The sequence below is a fragment of the Paenibacillus sp. DMB5 genome (assembly GCF_001517085.1).
In the GTDB taxonomy this organism is placed as follows: Bacteria; Bacillota; Bacilli; order Paenibacillales; family Paenibacillaceae; genus Paenibacillus_AQ.
Genome location: NZ_LRAC01000128.1, coordinates 20,624 through 41,005 on the forward strand (window position 1 = coordinate 20,624; position 20,382 = coordinate 41,005).

Sequence of the window (20,382 nt, forward strand, 5' to 3'; positions counted from 1 at the left end):
AGCAATGCTGTTACAGCTGGAACTTCAGGGATCCCCGGGTACACTTCAAAAGTTGTGCTGATTTTTCCTGTACCTCCTTATAGTTACTTCTATGAAATTATAAAACAAACCATTGCAATATAGAAGATTTTAACAATACATTCGATGTAATAAAAAACTTGAGGAGACTGAAACAAGTAGCTAAAGTGCGCCAGCTGCCTTTTTATGTGCTTGAGTATCGACAAATCGGTCTACAAGTTGTAAACTGGTAAAAACAGGAGGTCTACAAATTGTAAACCGTGAGGGGTTGAATATATTGAAAACAGTAAAGCTGACGGAAACAGAGGCCAGACTGGCAGAGCTGATCTGGAAGGGGGAGCCGCTGCCCTCCGGAGAGCTGGTGAAGCTGTGCGAAGCCGAGCTGGGCTGGAAGAAATCGACTACCTATACCATGCTGAAACGGCTGGAGGCTAAAGGGCTATTTCATAACGGAGAAGGAACGGTGGTGTCACTGATCAGCAAGGAGGATTTCCATGCTGAGAGAAGCAAGCAGTTCGTGGAAGAGACGTTCGGGGGATCGCTGCCGCGCTTTCTCGCTGCGTTCACGCGCAGCCGGAAGCTGGAAGAGAAGGAGATTGACGAGCTGCTGAAGCTGATTAACGAGAAAGAGGAGGAATAGTCATGACGGCTATTTTTCAGACCGTGCTGCAGATGAGCGTTGCCGGAAGCTATGTCATCACACTCGTACTGGTTGCCAGGGTCATGCTAAGAAAGGCACCTAAGCTGCTCTCTTATATCCTTTGGTTCGCGGTGCTGTTTCGTCTGCTCTGTCCGTTATCCTTTGAAACGTCCTACAGTCTGTTGCCGGAACTGGGGACGGGCAATCTGCAGACAGCCGCAGACGGTATACAGACTATAGTGCAGCATCCTCCGGATTCAGCGGCAGAGCCTTCAGGACCGGCAGGCGGTACGGCGGGAGGCACTATTGGCGGTTCCACTGCGGATGAGGACGGCTTGGCGGCAGGTACTGCTTCACCGGGAAAGGCTGGAACACTCCCTGTGGCAGCTGCAGCCGCCAAATCATCATCATCAGAACCCTGGCAGACTGTGGCAGGGTATGTCTGGCTCGGCGGAATGTCAGTTATGCTGGCGGGCGGCCTTGTCTCAGCCGTTCGGTTAAACAGGCAATTGAAGGGGGCCCGGCATCAAAGTGGAAACATCTACGAGTGGGGCGGGGCGAAGACTCCGTTCGTGTTCGGCCTGCTGAAGCCCCGCATTATTTTGCCTGCAGGGCTTGGAGAACATGAACGCGGCTATATCATCCGGCACGAGCAGGTTCATATCAGCAGGCTTGACCATCTGGTGAAGCTGGCCGCTTTTGCCGCGCACTGCCTGAACTGGTTCAATCCGCTGGTCTGGCTTGCTGTCCGATTCATGGATGAGGATATGGAGAAATCCTGCGATGAGGCGGTGATCCGGGAGCTGGGCAGCGGCATCAAGAAGGACTATTCTACCTCGCTGCTCTCGCTGTCGACAGGCAGAACCTTTACAGGCCGCACTCCGCTTGCCTTCGGTGAGAACAGCACGAAAGGGCGGATCAAAAATATTCTGAATTACCGGAAGCCGTCCTTCTTGGCGGTTGCGTCAGCAGCAGCATTAGTCATTATAACTGTTGCAATTGCCGGTTTAACGGGGAATATGCGCTCACAAACGCTGACTGAACACGATTATGCCAAGCAATATATAGCGGACCAGATAGCTGGGATAGAGAACGGGGTAAGCGGCGCTGTCATTGTAGACAGCGAAATGACCGTGTTTGAGCAGGCCGGCCGGGTAGAGGGTCTGCTGCCGGAGCCGCTTGAACTGTGGCGGCTGGAGTACCGGCTGGAGCCGGATGACCTCAGCAAGCTGCCGCTGGCTGGCGGTATGAACGCGGTCGACGGTAAGATTACGGAAGACAGCAGTATGGGTAAACCGGTGCTGGTGTTTGCTTATGAAGGAGATACTCCACGTTATGAAGGTGTAATCTGGAGTGCGGAATACGATCTGGGTACACCGGCCGGACGGGAAACGGCCCTGCAGGTCTTCTTTGAGGGCAAAGGGATGCTGGAACATGAGACGTACAGCGGTAATCATGCGATTGCGAAGTTTGAGATGTCGGATGGAACCTCTGCCCATCTGCTGCTGTCCCAGCCGGCAGTGCAGGGCGATTCCGGCATCTGGGTTGTCGAACGCTGGAAGGATGGCAACGGCTATGAGTATTTCGAGACTCCGGATACATCCTTACCTTCCGCAGATTATTTTGCCGGCCTGCAGGCAGAGGCAGACCAGGGGCAGAAGGCAGCTGAGCTGCTGGACCCTGCACAGGCAGCGGCTGCATTCGTACAGGATGAGCTGGGCTGGAACCTTACCAAAGAGCAGATTGAGCTGCATATTCCGGCTACAGCTGCAGATTTCACTGTCTCCCCGGTAAGTGAGCTTCTGGGGTACGTCAGCGCTATGACTCTGACGGAGCCCGGATTTAAATTCGATAATGCGGAGTGGCTGACAGAGGATGAAGATCCGGCCAGGCTGCGGAGGCTGGGCATTGACCCGGAGCGTGATATGCCGGGAGGCTTCTACGTCCTGAATAAGCTTGCCATCAAGGACCCGCTGGAGCTGTCGGACGAAGCAGAGTTTATTATTATGGACGGAGCTTCACCCAAAGCAGTCAGCAGGGCGGAATTTGTAGAGCGGCTTGATATAATGTCCGACTCCGGGATGCTTTGCACCGTAACAACGCAGGATGGCAGGGTAATCCGGATAGCAGAAAGATATTTGCCGTAGCGTTAAATAGAGGCCGTACCTGAGAGCTTACAGCTATAAGCCTTAGGTGCGGCTTTGATGTTTCAGAACATCCGGAGGTGCAGTTTTTTTATGCCTGCTGCGCTTCTGCCGCCAGCATAAGCTGGTAAATCTTGCGGGTCGTATTCACATTACGCACGGTCATAAGCTTGTACACTGTGCTGCCGATGAGCTTGGCCATTGCACTTTTGATTACATTCTCGCGCTCCACGGAATACAATACGGCGCCGGGAACGTACAGGAGGGTACCGATTCCGGGCTTCAGCGGCAGCTTGTCCAGTACGGATTCATCGTCTGCTTCATCCCACAGGAACATGACATCGCTTCTGAGCTTGTCGTCGTTGCTCCAGGAGTCAGGAATGGCCTCCATGACTGTACGGATCTCATCCAGGCTCCGGATCAGTACTTTAATGTTAAGGCTGAAGTCTTTTTGAATAGCCTGTTCGAGCAGATCCGGCAAATCCTCCCGCGAATGATTAGCAGCAAAAATGATATTCCCGGAGTTGATATAAGTAGTTACTGAGGTCATTCCGGCCTGTTCAAACGTCTGCTTGAGCAGCTTCATGCTGATGATATTGTTTCCGCCGACGTTAATGCCTCTTAGTAGTGCAACATAGATCATCCTAATCCCTGCTTCCTGTCATCTTGACTTTACCATGTCCGTAAACTTTACAAACAGTATGTTAATCGATATACTTTAAATATAACATTTCAGGGTGCAGAACAACAGAAAGGGGCTTACGCCAGTAGGCTCCTTTTGTATTTCTTGCCCAATTCAAACAGGAGGGCGAAGGTCATTCACAAGGAAAAGATTATGGTATGTGTTCATTATGGTCCCCACGGAGAGCGTTTAATCCGGCGCGGTGTCCAGCTGTCCGAGCTTATCGGGGCACCGTTGTATGTGCTTAATGTCGATAGTTCAGACACGGATGAATACAATCAGAGCAAGGAAATGTTTATGGCTGTCTGGAAACGTCTGGCTGAGGAGGCCGGCGCTGAGTTCATGGTCCGCAAACGCCGGGGCCGCAAGACTACAGATGTTATCGTCGAAGCAGCTGAAGAAAAAGAAGTAACCCAGATCATTATCGGACAGTCCGCTCAGACCCTGTGGCAGGAGCTGACCAAGCGTAATTTTGTCAATGAGCTGATCAGCAAAATGAAGATGATGGATCTGCATGTTGTGGCTGTCCAGCGGATGCGCGCGGGTCTTGAAGAAACGCATGAAGAAGGCGTTGTTTCCTATCTGGTCAAAAACGGAGGTGTTTATCAGCTTAGCGATGAGCCGGAGGGAACAGATTTTATTAAAGGGAAATTTTTTCATGAATTGCATACCGAATTTGAGAATGGCTTGTTCAGAATTGAGCAAGATGGTAAGGCGAGATATTTGCATATCTGCGAGGGGGTTTTGACCGACCCGCTGTAGCCATTATTTGCTTCCGGGAGTAAGTACCATTGTTCACAACTTAAAAATACAGGGTGGAAAAGGAGGCTTGCCTTTGCTTCATATAACCGTTCTTGTTCCGTTTCTGCTGGCCCTAATGATAGCGCTTCTACGCGGGAAGCTGCCGAAACTCCATAGAGGGTGGATGGTGCTTGCCGGACCGCTGGCGCTGTTCGTTTATTTTTTGACCCGCATACCGGTCATCAAGGGAGGGGACTCCGGATACGAGACTGTATCATGGATTCCGTCACTTGGCATTGATCTGGTGTTCCACCTGGATGGATTAAGTTTGCTGTTTGCATTGCTGATTACAGGGATGGGGACGCTCGTCATCACCTATTCCATTTACTATCTGGACAAACGAAAGGAAGAGCTGACCCCGTTTTATGTGTATTTGCTGTTATTCATGGGGGCTATGCTTGGAGTCGTACTGTCCGATAATCTGATGGTGCTGTACGGTTTCTGGGAGTTGACCAGTGTATCCTCATTCCTGCTGATTGCTTTTTGGCACCGCAGACAGAAGTCGCGTTACGGTGCACTCAAGTCGATGCTGATTACCGTTTTCGGCGGTCTGGCGATGTTCGCAGGCTTCCTGATGCTGTATGTCATGACCGGGACATTCAGCATCCGGGAAATCTGGAGCCAGGCTGGCGATATTAGCGGACATACGCTATTTATACCTGCGATGCTGCTTATCCTGCTAGGGGCCTTTACCAAGTCAGCCCAGTTTCCGTTTCACATCTGGCTTCCTGATGCAATGGAAGCGCCGACTCCGGTCAGTGCTTACCTGCATTCGGCAACCATGGTCAAAGCCGGCCTGTATCTGGTCGCGCGTTTCAGCCCGGTGTTTGCGGGGCAACATGAGTGGTTTTGGATTGTGTCGGGTGTCGGCCTGATCACCTTGATCTATGGATCGATCCAGGCGATGAAGCAGACGGACCTGAAGGCTCTGTTAGCCTACTCCACTATCAGTCAGCTAGGACTGATTATGGGATTACTCGGAATGGGATCGGCAGCTTCATTCTATACGGGTGAAGAAGCTGTATACTATACCGCCGCAACAACGGCAGCGCTGTTCCATTTATTTAACCATGCCATATTTAAAGGTTCATTGTTTATGGTTGTCGGAATCGTCGACCATGAGACGAATACCCGTGATCTGCGCAAGCTGGGCGGGCTGGTATCACTGATGCCGGTTACCTTTACAGTTGCGCTGATCGGAAGCTTCTCGATGGCGGGTCTGCCGCCGTTCGCCGGATTCCTTAGTAAGGAAATGTTCTTCACTGCAGTTCTGAATATCAGGGAGCTCGATATCCTGAGCGTGCAATCCCTGTTTACAATCGTTCCGGTTGTAGCCTGGATTGCAAGCATCTTTACCTTTGCATACAGCATGATTATGGTTTTCCATACCTTCTTCGGAAAGTACCAGCCTGAGAAGCTGGATAAGAAACCGCATGAGGCGCCGTTCGGGCTGCTGCTGTCGCCGATCCTGCTGGCTTTGCTGGCAGTGGTGACTGGCCTGTTCCCGAATATGCTGTCCAAAACGCTGATTGTACCGGGTATGAATGCGATCCATCCGCAGATAGCAGCGGGCTCTCCTTTTTACGTCAATATTTATTTCTGGCACGGCTTCACTACCGAAGTCTGGATGACGCTGGGTGTTATTATTCTGGGGATTGTTGTGTACCGGATCTATGGCCGGCTTAGCCTCGTGGATAAAGAATGGGGCAGAGGCAGAGGCTATACGCTTAACCAGGTATATGACGGAAGTATCCGGCTCGTCGAGCGGACTTCACGTTCGATTACCGGGCTCTATATGACGGGCTCAATGCGGCATTACCTGATGTATATTTTTACATTGATCATTGTGGTTGTAGGCGGGTCCATGCTGTATACAGACGGCATTACCCTGGGTCAGGGCGAGTATGCTCCGGTATCCTTCTTTGAAGTAGTTGCCGTATTGGTCCTTCTGACCGGTACACTGGCCATTCCGTTCGCCAAGTCCAGGGTGTCGGCGATTCTGCTGACAGGCATGGTGGGCTACATGGTAACGCTGCTCTTTATCCTGTTCCGTGCACCTGATCTGGCACTTACCCAGATGATTGTCGAGGTAGTGTCTGTCACACTGTTCCTGCTCTGCTTCAGGCATCTGCCAAGGCTTGGGCGGGAGAAGGTGAAATTCAAGCTGAAGCTGCCGAAGCTGATTATATCCATCGGGTTCGGAGCAACCATGACGCTGGTCGCCCTGGCGGCGCTTGACAGCAGCCCGTTTGAATCCATATCAACCTTCTATACAGAGAACAGCTATAAGCTGGGCGGCGGCAAAAACATCGTCAATGTTCTGCTGGTGGATTTCCGCGGATTCGATACCATGTTTGAAATTACCGTATTGGGACTGGCCTCGCTGGCCATTTATTCCATGATCAAGCTGAAGGTGGAACCGGATAATAAGCCTGCAGCAGTTAAGAGCATGTTTGACGATGAAAAGCCCCTTTACTCCCGCAGCAATGACGTGCTGCTTCAATCGGTAGCGAAGGTAGCATTCGTCATCATCATTACGTTCTCTTTATATCTGTTCTTTGCCGGTCACAATAATCCGGGCGGCGGCTTTATCGGAGCCCTGATGGCTGCGGCAGCGCTTATACTGCTGGCTATCGCGTTCGGTATGGATTTTGTTGAAAAGGTTCTTCCGGTCAATTACCGTGTGCTAATTGCAGTTGGTATCCTACTGGCTTTCCTGACCGGGATAGGGTCGTTTTTATATGATGTACCCTTCCTCAGCCAGGACTTTGGCTATTTTGATCTGCCGGTAATGGGTACAACCGAGCTGACCACAGCGATGCTGTTTGATCTGGGTGTCTACCTGTCGGTTATCGGTGTCACAATGAATATAATCTTTACGATCGGGAGGGATAACTGATGGAACTCCTTATTGCCCTGGCGATCGGTGTCTTGTTTACTGTGGGTGTGTATCTGGTGCTCTCCAAAAGCCTGCTTCGTATCCTGCTGGGGACGACACTGATTACTCACGGGGTTCATCTGCTGCTGCTCACCATGGCCGGACTCAAGACCGGTGCTTCACCGCTGCTTGGCGAGAAAGCGGAATCTTATGTCGATCCCCTGCCGCAGGCGCTTATCCTCACTTCGATCGTAATCAGCTTCGGGGTGTCGGCTTTCTTCATCGTTCTTGCTTACCGGGCTTACCGTTCGGCAGGTATGGATGATGTGGAAGGCAGCAAGGGGGAGAGACCATGAACAACCTGCTGGTGCTGCCTCTGCTGATTCCGGCTTTTACGGCAGTGATCCTGATTTTTCTGAAAGAGCAGATTGGCCTGCAGCGTATTATCAGTGCGGTCAGTGTGTTTCTGAATATTGCAGTTGCGGTAACGATTGTGTACCAGGTTAAAACGGATGGAATTCAAACGCTGCATATGGGAGGATGGCTGCCGCCGTACGGCATTATCTTTGTTGCAGATATGTTTGCGGCGCTGCTGGTCCTGGTGACGGCGGTCGTAGGTGCAGCTTGCCTGTTCTTTTCCTTTGCCAGCATCGGTGAGGAGCGGGAGCGGTTCTACTACTACACGTTTTTCCACTTTCTGCTCACAGGCGTGATCGGATCCTTCCTTACCGGTGACTTGTTCAACCTGTTCGTTTGCTTTGAGGTGCTGCTGGTTGCCTCCTATTCCATGATTGTGCTGGGCGGTACGAGAGTCCAGCTGCGCGAGACGCTGAAATATATACTGGTCAATGTCATTTCCTCTGCTCTGTTTGTAGCAGCAATTGCTTATCTGTATGGTGCGACAGGCACGCTTAACATGGCACATCTGGCTATGCGTGTCGCAGAGGCAGGACAGGGCGGCGTCATGAATGTTATCGCTGTGCTGCTGCTGCTCGTGTTCTCACTCAAGGCGGGTCTGCTGCTCTTCTTCTGGCTTCCGGATTCCTACAGCGCTCCTCCGCTGGCGGTAAGGGCATTGTTCGGCGCATTGCTGACCAAAGTAGGACTGTATGCCATCACCCGTGTGTTTACGCTGATCTTTATCCATAATCCGGATCTGACGCATTCGCTGATGGCCTGGATGGCGGGAGCAACGATGATTCTGGGAGCGATCGGAGCGCTGGCGTACAATGATCTGAGCCGGATTTTCAACTATAACATAGTAATAAGCGTCGGCTTTATTGCTTTTGGTATTTCAGTTCTAACCGAGGATTCGCTCAGCGGGGCCGTGTTCTATCTGATGCATGACATGATTGCCAAGGCGCTGCTGTTCTTCCTGGGCGGAATGATTCTGGCCGCTTCCGGAACAGAGCAGCTGAAACAGATGGGCGGCCTGATCCGCAGATACCCCTACACAGGGTGGATGTTCTTTATACTAACGCTTGCCCTGGTGGGTGTACCCCCGCTTAGCGGGTTTGCCGGCAAGGTTATGATGATCCGCAGCGGGTTTGGTGAATTGCATGTAGCACTTTCGCTGATTGCGCTGGCGTCAAGCTTCGTTGTTCTGTACTCGCTGATCAAAGTGTTCCAGGAAGTATTCTGGGGCGGCGAGAGAAGTGAGGAGGAGATTCATCCCCTGCGCTACAAAGCGATGATGGCACCGGCTGCTGTACTGTTTGTCCTTCTGATTCTGATGGGTATCGGTGCCGAGACGGTGAACGAATATGTTCTCCAGGCCGGAGCTGTCCTGGCTGATCCGGCACAATACATTAACGCTGTCATGAAGGAGTAGATGCGGATGGCTTTTCAAATATTGTTGAATTTCATGATAACTTTCCTGTGGATGTTCCTAAATAATGACTGGACGGCTTCCGGCTTCATTGTCGGCTATGTGCTGGGTATTGTTGTACTGTTCGGATTACGCCGGTTCTTTAACGGCCGCTTGTATATTGACAGAGGATGGGCTGTAGTAAAACTGGGTATATTGTTTCTCCGGGAGCTGGTCGTATCCAGTTATGTGGTAGTAAAGGCGGTGCTGAGACCCAATCTAAACATACGACCTGCTATTCTGATGTACACCACGGAGCTGGAGTCGGACTGGGAGATTGCCGTGCTGATTACCCTGCTCTGCCTGACTCCGGGATCGGTTGTTCTGGAGGTATCCAAAGATAACCGGACCTTATATATTCATGCTATGGATATCGAGGACGCCGAACAGTTCAGAGACAATATCCGCAATACGTTTGAACGCGCGATTCTGGAGGTGTCCCGTACATGATCCACTTTATACTCATGCTGTCGGTTTCCATCATGGTCATTTCTATAGGCATTTGTGCCTGGAGGCTGGTGAAGGGGCCGTCACTGCCTGACCGGATTGCCGCACTGGATACAATCGGCATTAATCTGCTGGCCATGGTGGCGGTGCTCTCGGTACTCTTTAAGACCCAATCCTTCATTGAATATATACTGCTGATCGGAATTCTCTCTTTTATCGGAACGATGGCCTTTGCCAGATATATCGAAAGGAGAGTGGTGTTTGAACATGGAAGTGATCAAAACGATAGTTGAGCTGCTGTTTGCACTGCTTATTCTGACTGGGGCGCTGTTAAGTGCGGTCAGCTCGTTTGGACTGATCCGTCTCCCCGATGTGTATCTGAGATCCCATGCCGCGGCCAAAAGTGCCACGCTTGGTGTCCTGTGTGTGCTCAGCGGCGCGTTCCTCTACTACGCCTTTTTCCTCGATTACATCAGCGCGAAGCTGCTGCTGGGGATTGTGTTCGTATTCATGACCTCGCCTTTGTCGGCTCACCTGACCGGGCGTGCTGCCTACCGGACCGGCGTTCCGCTGTGGAACCGGCGTATCCAGGACGATTTGAAAGAGGTCCTGGAGAAGGAGCGGATCAAGTCTGACCCGACTGCATAGCTTCAGAATTGAAACAGGGATGTCTTCCGGCCATGGCTGGCTGAGGGCATCCCTGTTTTTATGATTAAATGCTGTGTTGCAGTTTCTTGCGGTTATGCTGAGCGGTACGTCTGCGGTAAATATGCAGCATTACATAGGAGAGGACAAATGCTGCTGTTACAAGCCATAACGGAATCCGCGGGTCCAGCTTGTAAGCCCAGCCGCCGATGATGCCCGCAGGTGCGGTGAACAGCAGGATCAGCACAGACAGCATGGAAAATACCTTGGCCCGTTTGTCATCATCAATGGCGTTCTGCACGGCAGCTTCCAGATAAGGCGAGCTGATCATCAGTCCTACAGCCGCCAGAATAGTGCTGAGTCCGATCCACAGCAGGCTGGAGGAAGGGTAGATCACCAGCATGACATTCGAGACTGCAGACAGTCCAAATCCGGCCATCATGGCGTTATGGGCAGCCTGATCGGGAATCTTGGGCATCAGCAGCCAAAGCGTCACCAGCATAATGACGGAGGAGACCGCAGGGAAAAGAGAGATGATTCCGCTGTCAATCCGTAAGTAGTCTGCCATATAAAGCGAAAGATAAGTCGTCTTCAGCGTTGCCTGGAAATTGAATAGGATGTATACGCCAAATATCAGCAGCAGATTGCGGTCCGTTCCCAGCTCCCGGAAAGCGCCGCCATATTCGACCATGCTCTCTCTGAGTCCCAGCTCACGGGTCTCCTGGCGCTTCCTGATCCCAGCCTCCGTCTCACGTGTCGTCAGCTGGCGTCCGATAAACTGAAAGGTCATGAAGAGAAAGGCGATCACATACATAATCCGCATGCCTGTGACCATACCGTACTCATTCACAAGGAGGCCGCCCAGCGGTGCGAATAATCCGCCTATCACACCGATGATCTGCAGCAGGGTGAATACATAGGTCCGGTCAGAGGGACGGGTATCCTCAACAATCAGACAATAAAATGCGATATGCGGCACACGCTGGAAGCCGTTAATGATGGCAGCCGCCACAAAAAACCACAGGTTCTGCGAAAAGGCCCATAACAGGGTAGCCAGACTCCAGCTGAGCAGGTCAAAGTACAGAATTGCCCGTTTGCGGCCCATGCGGTCGGTCAAATATCCGCTCAGCAAAGAGGAGAGTACCTGCACAATCAGACCGATGGTTGTAATCCAGCCGATGTTCAGCTCGGTCAGTCCAAGCTCGTACATGTACAGGGTAGCATAGGTGGAGAACATGCTGTACGGAATCAGGAAAAAAGGCTCAAAGGTCAGGCAGCCCCGGCTGTTTCCCTGCAGCCGCGGAAAAAGAGTTTTTGCCATGAAGAAGTCCTCCGGATAGTAGTAAGAGATTATGAAGTCCAAACTATTAAATGATAATTATAAGATAATGTCAATATAAGTGCTGATAGAGAGGGCAAGTAACCGGCTGTGGCAGAAACTGCTTCTATATAGAACTCGTGCCTTGTACGTAACCGCGGAAGTTGCAGCGGGGTTTGATGTTACAGTAGACTAAGTTATAGCAACAGCTGAACATCCGAAAGGAAAAGATCATTTAATGCTGCGCTTACTCCAACAACAAGGTGGTTATCATGTTTATTATCCTCGGACTCGTATTTATTCTTTTATACGCTGCAATTGTATTCTATATCGGCTGGAGCGGCTGGAGCTGGATTAAGCCCGCGGTATCGTCCAGATTCCGTCTGGTCTATATCATTCTGCTTGTTTTTCTGGCAAGCTCGCTGATTCTGTCCAGGGTTGTTGCCGGATCAGCTGTTCTGAGTGTAATCGGCAGTTATTGGCTGGCCCTGTTCAGCTTATCTGTGCTTGTGCTGCCTGTTATCCATCTGATCGTGTGGTTAACGAAGCTGTCCCGGCTGCCGCGCCATGCCGTCCAGAAATGGTCAGGAATCATCACTTTGCTGCTGCTGGCTGGTCTGATCGGGTTCGGCAGCTTTAATGCTTTCAGTCCGGTGACACGCTCCTATGACATCAGGATCGACAAGCCCGGCCCGGAGAGCGGCAAGCTGCATATTGTGATGGCATCGGATATGCATTTTGGCTACCTGTCCGGCAAAAGCCATGCAGAGCGGATGGTCAGAGAGATCAACGCACTTAAACCCGATATCGTGCTTCTGCCAGGTGATATTGTGGATGATGACATTATGCCTTACAAAAATAAGGGGATCGGGGATATTTTGTCCGGAATAAAAGCGCCGCTTGGTGTGTATGCCTCCTTGGGGAACCATGACCGGTTCGAAGGGGAGACACAGGAGCTGATCAGCCTGCTGGAGGAGAGCGGAATGCAGGTGCTGTATGACGAGACAGTCCAGGTTGGAGACTGGCTGACACTGGTAGGGCGGAAGGATTACAGCGATAAGGAGAGGGCGGGGCTGGCTGATCTTATTAAAGAGACAGACCGCACCAAGCCGGTTGTGATGCTGGAGCATCAGCCGGTTGAATTCGCCACCGCAGAGGAGCAGGGCATTGATCTGATGCTGTCCGGCCATACCCACCGCGGGCAGATCGCGCCTGCTAATCTGATTACCTCGCGGATTTTTGAAAATGACTGGGGTTATCTGCAAAGAGGGCAGATGCACTCCATCGTATCCTCCGGATACGGCTTCTGGGGACCACCGATCCGCATCGGTTCCCGGTCGGAGATTGTGTCTATACAGGTGACGTTTGCTGACTGAATGGCTATTGCAAAATGTCACAAATAAGAAAACACCAGGAGCAGCCTGAGGGCTGCCTCCTGTGTTTCATTTAGCGGAGATTCCATTATTTAAAGAATGGGGGTTCCATCAAACGGAGCTCATACTCATTTGTTAAACCTCCGGCAAGCGCATTCCGGCGCAAGTCCAGGTAAAGCTCTGCCTTCGTCGCATTGACATAAGGCTGCACAAACAAGACGCCGATGCCGAGTGCCAACAGGCCCAGCAGAATCCAGCCGATAAAGCTCAGATCAAGCACAAATATCCGGAATTTCTGACCGTGTGTCATTTGTCTGCTTAATTCCACTGCCCGTTTGTAACCAATGTTCGGATTGTCCGCAAGAATGAACGGTACCTGACTGTACGAATAGGATTTAATGATACCAGGAATGATCAGAAGCAGTGTCCATAAGAAAAGTAAAAAATTTCTCCAGAGCATTGTGCCCACTATAGCCCAGTAGCGGTCCATTCTGAACGAATAACCAATATGCCGCATACTGACTTCACCTTCGGCAGACTGCTTGAAATAACGCTGGGAGCCAACAATTAGAGGTGAGCCAATCAGAATATGAAAAGCAATTCCTAACAATACGATGAACAAGCCGATGAACACTGCAATAAAAAGAAGAGGCCCTAAAACACCCCAGTCGGAAACAATACCCGAGTTTGTAATTTCTGTCCGCCCCGACGATCCCCAGTTTCGGTTAAAACTTGGAATGCCCGCACCTTCCCCGAGAATGACCAGGATTAAGCTGACTACAAAAGCCTTCCAATACGAGGTACGGAGCACCTCCTTGGCCCTTCGTTTCAGTTCTCCGCGTTCCCACATAATAAAACCTCTTTCATATGTATTTTGTTCTCAGTCTTACAATAGATACCATAAAATATGCCATAAGACAAACTATTCATGACAACCTTACTGATGCTTTTTTTGAATATATGCTCATGATAGATAATAACTCCAAATAAGGAGGTCTTCTTGCCGTTAAGTACCGCTATATTTTTGTAGATTTGCAACTCCAGCGTAGTGGTGCCTTAGGTTACGAGAATCTTCGGATTCTTGGCATTAGTCAGATCCAGCTTGTACGTTGCACCCTTGGCGGCATAAGACAAGAAGATCAACTTGCTTTTGAAAAGTGGTAAGTTGAAAATCATAAAGAAACGGAAAACTCCGTCAAAAACAGGTTAAATCACATCAGAAAAGAGCCGACAGCCCTTTACGTGGATTTTTTTTTGCCACTTTCTCTGTTTATAAGTCTGTGGGGTGACTGCAGCTAGTGACCGTTGATAATAAAAGTCCAGGTGGAAGGAGGGCTCAATAGGCTGAGTTTTTCTCATATGTAAAGCCGACTGACCATCCGCAGGTAAAGCGTTCGGAAGTCCAGTCCGGCTGGCGTGCTTTTAATGGTCCGATTAGCTATTCTGCTTATCCGCAGATCCGGATTCCTGACGCTTGATTGCTTCCTCATCGCGCACTGAATTCAATTCATATTCGTTCTGGTGAAATTCCTTGAGCATATTACGGTAAATATGGGCCTCCTGATGGTTCAGACCATCACGGTTTTCTTTCAAAACCCAATTTTCGACTGTCTTTTTAAGAAGTTCGCCTTTCCGCTCCAGCAGTTCCGTGTAACCCAATGTACTTCATCCTTTCAGATTTAAGAGTGCAGACTCCCGATTGAGCCTGTATAGTTGGTGATCCGCATTTTTAACTTCACACCCGGCGTAATGTTTATCATTATACAGGAAAGCCTGATTGTGCCCAATTTGTATGAGCCGTATTCATAGGGGGTGAGTGCAGCAGAGACAGGAACAGCAGACCTCAGCGGACCTCTCCTTACAAGTACGCCCATATGCTCCGGTATGCTGGCAGAAGCGTCTGCTGCTGCATAAATGTCTTATTCATCTTTTTTATATTATTACCAAAGAATTTTGGTAGAATAGGGGGACTGCAGAAATTTACCAGATAACGAGGAGAGGTTTTATTGTTAAGAAGAGGGATTATATTTGTATTCTCGGCCCTATTGCTATTGTCAGGAAGTATGACAGTATTTGCATCTGAAAAAACAGGAGGGGGTGCTACACCTTCCGGAATTCCGCTGGCCGGACTGGAAGCTTTTGTAGATAATTATGTAAAAGAGTACATAGGACAAAAGACCGTAGGTGCATCCATTGTTATGGTGAAGGATGGCCAGGTGGTTCTGTCCAAAGGTTACGGCTTCGCCGACGTGGAGCGGCAGATTCCGGTTTCACCGGATACGGTGATGGAGTGGGGCTCAATCAGCAAGCTTGCCGTTTGGACTTCAGTGATGCAGCTGGCTGAACGAGGGAAACTGGATCTGAATCAGGATATCCGCAGCTATTTGCCGCCGAATTTCCTTACCAGGCTGAAATACGACGAGCCGATTACGATGCTCAACCTGATGAACCATAATGCCGGATTTGAAGAGTATATGTTCGATATGGCCTATCAGTCTCCTGAGGAAGTGCAGTCACTGGAAGCGGGACTGCAGCTTGCCCAGCCGGCACAGATTTTCAGACCCGGAGAGGCTGTGGCTTACTCGAACTACGGGAATTCACTGGCTGCCTACATTGTGGAGTTAATCAGCGGGGAGCCTTACGATGAATATGTACAACAGCATATTTTTGATCCGCTGGGCATGAAGAATTCCATTGCGCATTCCGTTGTAGAAGACCGTCCAGAGCTGCTGGAGCATAAAGCTAAAGGATATCTCTTTGAAAAGGAAGGCTCCTTCAAGCCAGGATCATGGAATTATATGTCCATGTATCCTAACGGCGGCAATAACGGCACTGCAGAGGATCTGGCCAAGTTTGCAATGGCTTTCATGCCTGAAGACGGAGAACAATCGCCTTTGTTCAAGAAGCATGACACGCTGGATACAATGCTGTCCCAAAGCTATTCCCCGGCTGAGGGAATGCCTGGCATTGCCCATGGCTTCTGGGAGTATCCCGGTTTGCACCGGACGCTGGGACATGGCGGAAATACAATTGCTTTTGCTACCAATCTGCAGATTGTTCCCGAAGACCGGTTTGCCGTCGTCATCATGACCAATCAGGCCAGCGAATCCAATATTGTTCATGGTTTAACCAAAGCAATAGTGGGCACACGTGAGCAGCCGGTTGCTCTGGATCTCCCGGATACCTCAGAGGTGCAAGGCAAGTTCATGGCTGCACGCCGTCCGGGACATGGCTTTATGAATCTGTTCCCTTATCTTACGCTGCTGAAGCTTGAGCCGCAGGGAGAGGATCAGCTGCAGGCATCCCTTGCAGGCATGACTGCAAGCTATAAACAAGTGGAGCCGTACCTTTACCAGAAGGTGGGCGGAGATTCTGCACTTGATGTCTGGCCGATGCTGTATGCCAAGATGAGGGATGGCAAAGTGGAGGCAATCTCAGTATATACCTCTGACTATTTACCGCTTCCCGCAGGTAAAACCATGCCGATACTTATTGTAAATACTGTACTTGCAGTGCTGGCTGTCCTCTACTTTATCATTTCTCCGCTTGTATTAATGGTTCAGGCGGTCATGAACAAAGTTAGATCCAATACAAGCCCAGTGGCGCGTGCCGGCAGCCGCAGACTGGTGATTGGTCTTACCCTAACGGGTACGGGCATTGTGGCGAATAATATGATTTTGGCTGCAAGGATGCTTAGTAACAATGAGCGTGCGTACTCTGAAGTATACCCTCAGATTGTAGTGAACTATGGCCTGACAGGGGTGGCAGTGCTATTTGTCGCGTTACTCCTGTTATCCTGGAAAAATAAACGGCGGGCATTAACCGTTCGTGACAAGCGGATGGCTATACTGCCTATTGTAATGATGGCTGTACTGGTGGGGCTGCTTATTTTCTGGCAATTTTACAGCTAAGCGAGTTTGTGGTAAAGCCAAACAAATAGCCTGCGCAGACGCAGGCTATTTGTTTTGATTAGATTGGACGGTTGGGGCGGGCGCTTAATGTTAAACCGTCACTCCACCTTAAACTGCTTTAGCTCTTCCTCCAGCCTTTGGGAGACTTGGCTTAACTGTCTGGATAGTTCGGCAACCTGCTCAATGCTGCTTAATTGCTCCTGCGTATTGGCACTAACCTCCTGTGTAGAGGCGGAATTCTCCTCGGTGGTGGAAGAGATGACCTCGATTGCCTGTAAAATTTCATCCTTGTGCTTGTGGATAACAGAGGTGTTATTGCTGATCTGAATCATCCGTAGCTTTAACTCCTCTAAATCCCTGTTCAGGTCAAAGAAAACCTGCTTGGCATTCTCTACAGAGCTGGCGTTTTCCTCGGCAATCTTCAAGGCATTGTTAGTGTGCTCTACTGAGATTATTGTTTTTTCTTCGATTGCACTGACTTTTTTGTAGATTTCCTGAGTCGCTACTGCTGTTTGTTCAGCGAGCTTGCGTACTTCTCCGGCAACTACTGCAAATCCCCGGCCATGTTCACCTGCACGTGCCGCCTCAATAGAAGCATTTAACGCCAACAGGTTGGTCTGGGCAGCAATTTGATTCACAGTGCCTACAATGCCCGTGATCTCATGACGGCTTGTATCAATGGCCTCTATAATAGATGACACCGCCTGAGTGGATTTGTGATTGTCTTCCGCTGATTTGGACAGCTGCTCTACCAGGGCAAGACCTGATTCACTCAGCTGTGCAGAAATTTGCGCCATATTTTCTACAGCCTGTGCGTCACTGGTAATTTCATTAATTTGATCTGACAGTGCACCTGTTTTGTGCAGAATACTCTCTGATTCCTCTGACTGATAGTTTGTGGCGTTTGCAATCTCATTGATGGCCGTCGCCGTTTCGTTCATTGTTGTTGCTGTTTTGGAGGAGATAGCCTGCAGATTATGGGAAGATTGAGCCAACACCTGAGTAGTATTTGTGATTACTTGAATCATTCCCTGAATCCTCTGGACCATGCTGGAGATACCTTGGGCAATTTGCCCGATTTCGTTGCTAGAATTTTCTTTGAACTGAACCGTCAAATCCCCGTCCTCAATCCGTTTGATTGTGGAGAGCAGTCTTGGTATGGATCTAAGCAGGTAGCGGAGTGTGACATAACTGATCAGCACCAGCAAAAGGGCAGCTGCTGAAAAACCGGCAATCGTGCTCCGGGTAAAGGATTTCAGTTCGCTGAGCGCTTCTTGCTGAGTAATGGTCAGGCCGACAGACCACCCTGTATCCTCACTGGTAGCATAACCGATATAACGGGCTTCCCCATTGTCGTTAATCAGCTCAACGCCGGTATCGCCATTAATCATTTTTGTGCCGATTAAGCCGAGGTCACCCGGAATCTCATTGATTTTTTCATTCAGGACTTTCTCTTTGTCGGGGTGATACAGCAGGTCGCCGGAACGGGTAGCGAGCATGGAATAACCGGTGCTGCCCAGAGAGTAGCTCTGCATGATCGCCGGGATGTCATCAAAAGCAATATCTGCGGCAATAAAGCCGATCAGCTGATTGCTGTCATTTTTAATCGGATAAAAGATGCCCATCAGCAAAGTGCCGGTGTTGACGTCAGCATAGGGTTCAGAATAATACAGGCCGTCAGCTTCGCTGGCAGGCTTGAAATAGGGGCGTGAACGGATGTCGAAATCAGACTTGGAGGCGACACCGTCATTTTGCAGAAAATAACCCTTCCCGGATAATCCGGCTACCCAGGCATCGGCAAAGGAAGGCTCAGCCTTAACAATTTCCGCCAAGGTCGCTATTGTGTCAGCAGAATGAGGAGATGTGGTTACCTGACCTGGTGTTGTGCTTTCAATATATCGCTTGAATAGATCATTCGTGGACATTTGTTTGACCAGTGAGCCCTTTTCTTTAAACATGGCATCAAATTGACTGACAATGCCCTGGGTTTTGGTCATAAGGATTGACTCCTGCTGGTTGACCAAAATGCTTTTGGTGTTCGAATAGAAGAAGGTACCCAGAATCGAAAAGACGACAACGATAATGACAAGCAGGACGAGGGACAAAGTGTTTGCAATACTCGAAGATCGGAATGGCCGTTTTTTGATTAGCTGTGACATAAGTCATCCCCCGAATGCATATTTGAGCAAAAGCTCTTGAATAATATGTCGGAATTTGGGCGAAATTCTTTTAGGTTTTATGAAAAAACCGGCTTGGAATGTCGCTCCAAACCGGTTTGCAAAAGTTATTAGGTTACCGAACGTGTAAATACTATCGTCCAGCACTATTTTAAAATGTATTTTGTCAAAGTATTACTGAACCAGTTGTCTGAAAGATAGAGCTCGCCTTTTCCCGCATAGATATATTGGTGTCCGGCGTGATAGTCGTTCCACAGTGTGGAGAGATGGTAGTTAATCTGCAAATTCCCCGGATCAAGCACGTAAAAATCCTCTCTGGCTAGATCCCCCTCGAAAGTCTCTGGATCAATTACTGCCGGACGTTCCTGCCACTGGTACTGCTTCTCTACAGTAATTTCGCCCGAAGGCGTTATGCGGGAATTCCAACCGGTATCACCAAGCTCGCCAATTTGCTGCTTGCCGAGAAGCTGGTTGTCTTTGCTGTACAGCCGGTACACGGCATTGTTGCTCTGGACCAGATAGTTATTGCCGGTAATGCCGATGACACGGTCTTTAGGGTTAAGTGTGCGTACCCAATTCCTTTTGCCGTCCGCACCGAATCCGATTAGTTTGTAGTCAGTCTTGCTGTATAAGGAGACTAATACGGACCCGCCGCTGAAGGGCTGCACCCCCACATTGACGCCAACCAATTCTTTAGGGGCTGTGTATTTGACGAAAGGCGTTTTAAGGGAATCCAGACTCCGGTAGACATTAACACTGGTCTGGTCAGAATTGTGCACAATATAGCCGTTCGGGAGTATCTCCAATGTACCTGTTGTTAATACACCTTTGGTTATTGCCAGTTTTCGGACCTGCTTCCCGTCACTGCTGAACTCCTCGAAATGGCGGATAGAGGTCTTGCTTGAATAGTTGTAGGTGGTGTAATACAGCAGAAGATTTCCGGTATCCAGCATAACCAGTTCGAACGTATTATTGAACGTTTTGGTCCATTTCAGCTTGCCGTTCTCATTGACTGCGGAGAGGAGGACTTTTGTTCCGTTGTCGTTCCTTTTATAAAAATAACTGTTGCCATCCTTGCTGTAGTAAGGGTTCGATCCGCTGAAAATTTTGTCATTGGCAATATCAGAGTAGTCATAGACCCAGTTGGCAGTGCCCGTTTTGCGGTCTGCGGCTGCGTAGGTTAAGAGGGTGGACTTGGTTTGGGTTGATGAAACAGCCACTTTCTTGCGCAGCTGGAAAAACACACGGTTCTTGCTCTGTAAACTGTCGTAGGTGTTAAAAGTGGTGTAGCCCTCGGGCAGCTTGTAGCTCCATTCCGGCTCCGGCAGCTGCTGAGTTTTGTAAGCTGCGAAGGTTCTGCCCGGTGCCAGCAGCTGGGCGGCAAGCAAAATAGCCAGCATTGCTGTAAAACATTTGAATCGTCTTGTACTCATGCTCCTATACCTCGTTTTTCTATGTATTGGCATTACATTCCAGACTCT

The 20,382-nt window shown here is 49.8% G+C and carries 17 protein-coding genes; 11 read left to right on the forward strand and 6 right to left on the reverse strand.

Features of this window, described 5'->3' with window-relative positions:
- Positions 1–295: 295 nt before the first annotated feature.
- Both AWJ19_RS17970 and AWJ19_RS17975 read left to right on the forward strand, forming a co-directional pair.
- Complete coding sequence (locus tag AWJ19_RS17970; protein WP_068725783.1) at positions 296–658, forward strand: BlaI/MecI/CopY family transcriptional regulator; 363 nt, start codon at positions 296–298, stop codon at positions 656–658.
- Positions 659–660: 2 nt separating this feature from the next.
- The gene (locus AWJ19_RS17975) at positions 661–2,805 is read left to right on the forward strand and encodes a M56 family metallopeptidase (RefSeq protein ID WP_068725785.1); all 2,145 of its coding nucleotides are present in this window, start codon (positions 661–663) and stop codon (positions 2,803–2,805) included.
- Between the two features lie 88 nt (positions 2,806–2,893).
- Here AWJ19_RS17975 and AWJ19_RS17980 read toward each other — a convergent pair whose 3' ends face one another.
- Complete coding sequence (locus tag AWJ19_RS17980; RefSeq protein WP_068725787.1) at positions 2,894–3,445, reverse strand: DUF1697 domain-containing protein; 552 nt, start codon at positions 3,443–3,445, stop codon at positions 2,894–2,896.
- A 192-nt stretch (positions 3,446–3,637) separates the two neighbouring features.
- On the opposite strand from AWJ19_RS17980, the gene AWJ19_RS17985 reads away from it, so the two are divergent.
- From AWJ19_RS17985 to mnhG, 7 genes are all read left to right on the forward strand, one after another.
- Positions 3,638–4,246 carry a hypothetical protein gene (locus AWJ19_RS17985; protein WP_068725788.1) on the forward strand — a complete coding sequence of 203 codons (609 nt, stop codon included), beginning with the start codon at positions 3,638–3,640 and terminating at the stop codon, positions 4,244–4,246.
- A 67-nt stretch (positions 4,247–4,313) separates the two neighbouring features.
- Positions 4,314–7,184, forward strand: a complete 2,871-nt coding sequence (locus AWJ19_RS17990; protein ID WP_068725790.1) for a Na+/H+ antiporter subunit A — start codon at positions 4,314–4,316, stop codon at positions 7,182–7,184.
- On the forward strand, positions 7,184–7,519 hold the full coding sequence (locus AWJ19_RS17995; protein WP_068725792.1) for a Na(+)/H(+) antiporter subunit C: 336 nt from the start codon (positions 7,184–7,186) through the stop codon (positions 7,517–7,519). Before AWJ19_RS17990 ends, AWJ19_RS17995 begins: the two co-directional genes overlap by 1 nt.
- A complete protein-coding gene (locus AWJ19_RS18000) occupies positions 7,516–8,994 on the forward strand; it encodes a Na+/H+ antiporter subunit D (RefSeq protein ID WP_068725793.1) in 1,479 nt (492 codons plus the stop codon). The genes AWJ19_RS17995 and AWJ19_RS18000 overlap by 4 nt, the downstream gene beginning before the upstream one ends.
- 6 nt (positions 8,995–9,000) lie before the next feature.
- Positions 9,001–9,480, forward strand: a complete 480-nt coding sequence (locus AWJ19_RS18005) for a Na+/H+ antiporter subunit E (protein ID WP_068725795.1) — start codon at positions 9,001–9,003, stop codon at positions 9,478–9,480.
- The gene (locus AWJ19_RS18010) at positions 9,477–9,770 is read left to right on the forward strand and encodes a Na(+)/H(+) antiporter subunit F1 (protein WP_068725797.1); all 294 of its coding nucleotides are present in this window, start codon (positions 9,477–9,479) and stop codon (positions 9,768–9,770) included. The genes AWJ19_RS18005 and AWJ19_RS18010 overlap by 4 nt, the downstream gene beginning before the upstream one ends.
- Entirely contained in the window at positions 9,745–10,125 is a 381-nt protein-coding gene (gene mnhG / locus AWJ19_RS18015) for a monovalent cation/H(+) antiporter subunit G (RefSeq protein ID WP_068725799.1), read from the forward strand. The genes AWJ19_RS18010 and mnhG overlap by 26 nt, the downstream gene beginning before the upstream one ends.
- A gap of 64 nt (positions 10,126–10,189) precedes the next feature.
- Here mnhG and AWJ19_RS18020 read toward each other — a convergent pair whose 3' ends face one another.
- Complete coding sequence (locus AWJ19_RS18020) at positions 10,190–11,443, reverse strand: MFS transporter (RefSeq protein ID WP_068725801.1); 1,254 nt, start codon at positions 11,441–11,443, stop codon at positions 10,190–10,192.
- Positions 11,444–11,712: 269 nt separating this feature from the next.
- Between AWJ19_RS18020 and AWJ19_RS18025 the strand changes: the two genes are divergently transcribed.
- A complete protein-coding gene (locus AWJ19_RS18025; protein ID WP_068725802.1) occupies positions 11,713–12,816 on the forward strand; it encodes a metallophosphoesterase in 1,104 nt (367 codons plus the stop codon).
- A gap of 85 nt (positions 12,817–12,901) precedes the next feature.
- Here AWJ19_RS18025 and AWJ19_RS18030 read toward each other — a convergent pair whose 3' ends face one another.
- Together AWJ19_RS18030 and AWJ19_RS18035 are read right to left on the reverse strand one after the other, a co-directional pair.
- On the reverse strand, positions 12,902–13,663 hold the full coding sequence (locus tag AWJ19_RS18030; RefSeq protein WP_068725804.1) for a DUF975 family protein: 762 nt from the start codon (positions 13,661–13,663) through the stop codon (positions 12,902–12,904).
- Positions 13,664–14,247: 584 nt separating this feature from the next.
- Positions 14,248–14,472, reverse strand: a complete 225-nt coding sequence (locus AWJ19_RS18035; RefSeq protein WP_068725806.1) for a hypothetical protein — start codon at positions 14,470–14,472, stop codon at positions 14,248–14,250.
- 404 nt (positions 14,473–14,876) lie between these two features.
- On the opposite strand from AWJ19_RS18035, the gene AWJ19_RS18040 reads away from it, so the two are divergent.
- Positions 14,877–16,724, forward strand: coding sequence for a serine hydrolase domain-containing protein (locus tag AWJ19_RS18040; RefSeq protein ID WP_068725807.1), 1,848 nt, complete (start codon positions 14,877–14,879; stop codon positions 16,722–16,724).
- 98 nt (positions 16,725–16,822) lie between these two features.
- On the opposite strand, the gene AWJ19_RS18045 is transcribed toward AWJ19_RS18040, so the two are convergent.
- Both AWJ19_RS18045 and AWJ19_RS18050 read right to left on the reverse strand, forming a co-directional pair.
- On the reverse strand, positions 16,823–18,883 hold the full coding sequence (locus AWJ19_RS18045) for a methyl-accepting chemotaxis protein (RefSeq protein WP_068725809.1): 2,061 nt from the start codon (positions 18,881–18,883) through the stop codon (positions 16,823–16,825).
- A 164-nt stretch (positions 18,884–19,047) separates the two neighbouring features.
- Entirely contained in the window at positions 19,048–20,334 is a 1,287-nt protein-coding gene (locus AWJ19_RS18050) for a hypothetical protein (RefSeq protein WP_128083640.1), read from the reverse strand.
- Between the last annotated feature and the right edge of the window lie 48 nt (positions 20,335–20,382).

Coding starts and splice junctions, on each gene's coding strand:
- AWJ19_RS17985 (WP_068725788.1), top strand. CDS start 3,638: ATGGTATGTGTTCATTATGGTCCCCACGGAGAGCGTTTAATCCGGCGC.
- AWJ19_RS18005 (WP_068725795.1), top strand. CDS start 9,001: ATGGCTTTTCAAATATTGTTGAATTTCATGATAACTTTCCTGTGGATG.
- AWJ19_RS17995 (WP_068725792.1), top strand. CDS start 7,184: ATGGAACTCCTTATTGCCCTGGCGATCGGTGTCTTGTTTACTGTGGGT.
- AWJ19_RS18010 (WP_068725797.1), top strand. CDS start 9,477: ATGATCCACTTTATACTCATGCTGTCGGTTTCCATCATGGTCATTTCT.
- AWJ19_RS18020 (WP_068725801.1), bottom strand. CDS start 11,443: ATGGCAAAAACTCTTTTTCCGCGGCTGCAGGGAAACAGCCGGGGCTGC.
- AWJ19_RS18030 (WP_068725804.1), bottom strand. CDS start 13,663: ATGTGGGAACGCGGAGAACTGAAACGAAGGGCCAAGGAGGTGCTCCGT.
- mnhG (WP_068725799.1), top strand. CDS start 9,745: ATGGAAGTGATCAAAACGATAGTTGAGCTGCTGTTTGCACTGCTTATT.
- AWJ19_RS17975 (WP_068725785.1), top strand. CDS start 661: ATGACGGCTATTTTTCAGACCGTGCTGCAGATGAGCGTTGCCGGAAGC.
- AWJ19_RS18025 (WP_068725802.1), top strand. CDS start 11,713: ATGTTTATTATCCTCGGACTCGTATTTATTCTTTTATACGCTGCAATT.
- AWJ19_RS17980 (WP_068725787.1), bottom strand. CDS start 3,445: ATGATCTATGTTGCACTACTAAGAGGCATTAACGTCGGCGGAAACAAT.
- AWJ19_RS18050 (WP_128083640.1), bottom strand. CDS start 20,334: ATGAGTACAAGACGATTCAAATGTTTTACAGCAATGCTGGCTATTTTG.
- AWJ19_RS18000 (WP_068725793.1), top strand. CDS start 7,516: ATGAACAACCTGCTGGTGCTGCCTCTGCTGATTCCGGCTTTTACGGCA.
- AWJ19_RS18040 (WP_068725807.1), top strand. CDS start 14,877: ATGACAGTATTTGCATCTGAAAAAACAGGAGGGGGTGCTACACCTTCC.
- AWJ19_RS18045 (WP_068725809.1), bottom strand. CDS start 18,883: ATGTCACAGCTAATCAAAAAACGGCCATTCCGATCTTCGAGTATTGCA.